Genomic DNA, 233 nt, shown 5'->3' on the forward strand with positions numbered 1-233 from the left:
TCTGGAAGTCACGCAGCAGAACTTGCTGGGTCTTGCCGTCGATTTCCAGGTCCAGAACCGAACCGTGGAACGCTTCTTTTTTCAGCGCGTGCCACAGGGCGTTGCCGTCCAGGGCGATCAGCTCAGGCGTACCTGCGCCACCGTAGATGATGCCTGGCGTTTGACCAGCTTTACGCAGGCGGCGGCTCGCTCCGGTCCCCTGCAGAGTGCGGTTGAATGCGACTACTTTCATG

General features: G+C 60.1%; 1 pseudogene. It reads right to left on the reverse strand.

The window, feature by feature from the left end:
• A pseudogene (locus AC0IYH_RS34165) lies at nt 1–233 on the reverse strand (50S ribosomal protein L25/general stress protein Ctc); the annotation flags it as partial.

This window comes from Pseudomonas sp. AC463, from assembly GCF_979253585.1.